Below are 2,331 nucleotides of genomic sequence, written 5' to 3'. Positions count from 1 at the left end.
AGTTCCTTGTGGGTCTCGACGATGGCGCGGCGGGCTTCGGCCAGGGCCATGATGGCCTGGCTGGCGCGTTCCACCGCGTCCTGGCCGATGAGGGCCGAGGCGCCGGCGGCCTTGCGCAGCGCGGGCATGACGCCCGCCAGTTGGGCCGTCTTCGACAGGGCGGCGTCGATGGCGGTTTCGGCTTCGAAAAGGGCGCCGGCGACTTGCTCGGCGGCCATGCGGCGTTCTTTGAGCATGAGGTCTCTCCATGCGCGGCGGGGACCTCGCCGCGCGTTAAGTTTTGCGTAACAGGGTTTCTTGGCCGTTCAGGCCTTTAGTAAACTGGCCGCCAGATCGTTCAGGTAATGCAGGCCGGCCAGCATCCCCCCGAAGGCGAGGACGGTGACCACCGCGATGCCCACGATCGCGCCGATCCTGAGCGCGGGGCTCAGTTCGTTTCGGCGGCTCCAGGCTCGGGCTCGCCCTTGAAGTTCTCGTCGAGGAGAACCCACGTCAGGCAGAGGATTTCCCGAAGCACCATTTCCGGCGGCTTGAACGGGGCCAGCTTCCGGCTCGCGGAAACCAGGTGCCTCGCCATGTCCGCCTGAGCGGGCGTCGCCGAGAGATCGACGAGCTGCCGCTCGAGCTGCGTCCAGGAGAAGCTCGGAATAAGCTCCTCCCGCTTCGCCAAGGCCGGCCACCGCGCCTCGAAGTCGTCGATCTCCCGGCGAAGGCGCAGGGCCCTCCCAATCACGGCTCGGTTCTCGAAGTTCGGCTGCTGGCCCATCGGACGCCCCCTTGGTTGCCGGCTCATCCGGCCAGCTCGCCTCGGGGATGTCTGTCCTGATCGCGTCGTGTCCTGATCCGATCAGGACAGGATTGACCTCTTGGTCACGTAGCAGCCGCGCCGCCTGGAAGCGGTCGTCCACGCCCAGCTTGCGCCGCGCACGGTCGCAGTAGGTGTCGACAGACGTCTTGGACATGCCCAGTTCGCGCGCGATCTGCTTGGAGCTGAGATGCTGGTCGACCAGGCGCAGACAATCGCGCTCGCGCTGCGTCAAAAGCTCAACAGGGTTCATGACGCCCCCCCGAAGCGCACAACCGACCTGGGCCAACAGTAAACGACGCCTTTGGCGGCGCGTCTACTTGGGCGATAAGAAAACGCCGTTTCGCGTTGTTATGGCGCACCGCCACGGCTCCGCTTGACCTGCCGTTAAGCCGTTGGGGCTATGCCTTGCCGGCCATGCGCAGACCGATCCGTTCCCTGTCCGAGCGTCGCCCCACCCGCGCCCAGATCAGCGCGGAGCAGCTCGCCTCGCTCAGCCACGAATTCCGCACACCCCTGAACGGCGTCCTGGGAATGGCCCGCCTGCTGGAAGGCACCAAGCTCACGGCCGAGCAGCGCGCCTACGTCTCCGCGCTCCACGACAGCGGCCAGCACCTGCTCGCCCTCGTCAACGACGTCCTGGACTACGCCAAGCTGGGCGCCGGCCGCGTCGAGCTGCACCCCGCCCCGATGGAGGTCGAGGACCTGCTGCGCGGCGTCGCCGAGCTGCTGTCGCCCCGCGCCCGCGAAAAGGGCATCGAGATCGCCTGGACCGGCGCGTCGGCGCCCGCCACCGTGCACGCCGACGAGGGGCGGCTGCGCCAGATCCTGCTCAACTTCGCCGGCAACGCCGTGAAGTTCACCGAGGAGGGCGGCGTCCTGCTCGCGGCCACCGCGCCCGGGCCGGGCCGCCTGCGGCTGTACGTGGAGGACACCGGGCCCGGCGTCTCGCAAACCGACCGCGAGCGGATCTTCGAGGATTTCGCCCAGGCCGAAGCCGCGCACGCCGACCTCGGCGGCGCGGGCCTGGGCCTCGCCATCGCCCGCCGCCTGGCGCGCGCCATGGGCGGCGAGGTGGGCGTCGACACCGCCCCGGGCGGCGGCGCCTGCTTCTGGTTCGAAGCGACCCTGCCCGAGGTCCCCGGGGCGGTCGCCGAGCCGCCGCTCACGGGCCGCACCGTCGGCATCGCCTCGCCGAACGCCATCGTGCGCGAGGCCGCCCGCCTGCAGATCGAGGCCAGCGGCGGCAAGGCCGTGGCCGCCCCGACGCTCGCCGAAACCATCGCGCGCACCCGGCCCGGCGACGTGATCCTGGTGGACGCCAGCCTGTCCGCCGCGAACGGCGGGCTGCGCCCGCCGCTGCAGCGGCCGGCCATCGTGCTGATCGCCCCGGACGAGCGCGACCGCATCCCTCGCTATCGCCGCGCGGGCTTCGCCGGCTATCTCATCAAGCCGCTGCGCCGCGCCTCGGTGGCCGAGCGCGTCCTGATCGCCGCCGGCGCCGCCGCGGCCGACCCCAGCCAGCC

At 70.7% G+C, this 2,331-nt stretch carries 2 protein-coding genes and 1 pseudogene; 1 reads left to right on the top strand and 2 read right to left on the bottom strand.

All coding sequences use genetic code 11. From position 1 onward, the window contains the following. Positions 1–236: pseudogene (locus tag Q0L11_RS19175) on the bottom strand (hypothetical protein); the annotation flags it as partial. Positions 237–305: 69 nt separating this feature from the next. After that, a complete protein-coding gene (locus tag Q0L11_RS19170; RefSeq protein WP_296599363.1) occupies positions 306–1,058 on the bottom strand; it encodes a response regulator transcription factor in 753 nt (250 codons plus the stop codon). Between the two features lie 164 nt (positions 1,059–1,222). On the opposite strand from Q0L11_RS19170, the gene Q0L11_RS19165 reads away from it, so the two are divergent. Then, the coding region (locus Q0L11_RS19165; RefSeq protein ID WP_296599362.1) for an ATP-binding protein at positions 1,223–2,331 on the top strand (1,109 nt) is incomplete at its 3' end.

It is taken from the genome of Phenylobacterium sp. (genome assembly GCF_024508875.1).
GTDB lineage: Bacteria > Pseudomonadota > Alphaproteobacteria > Caulobacterales > Caulobacteraceae > Phenylobacterium.
The sequence above is the reverse complement of the archived record's forward strand: the minus strand, read 5'-3'. Positions and strand labels throughout refer to the sequence as shown.

What these genes read in the sequence shown, in the direction of transcription:
- Q0L11_RS19170 (WP_296599363.1), bottom strand. Translation starts at nt 1,058, where the DNA reads ATGAACCCTGTTGAGCTTTTGACGCAGCGCGAGCGCGATTGTCTGCGC.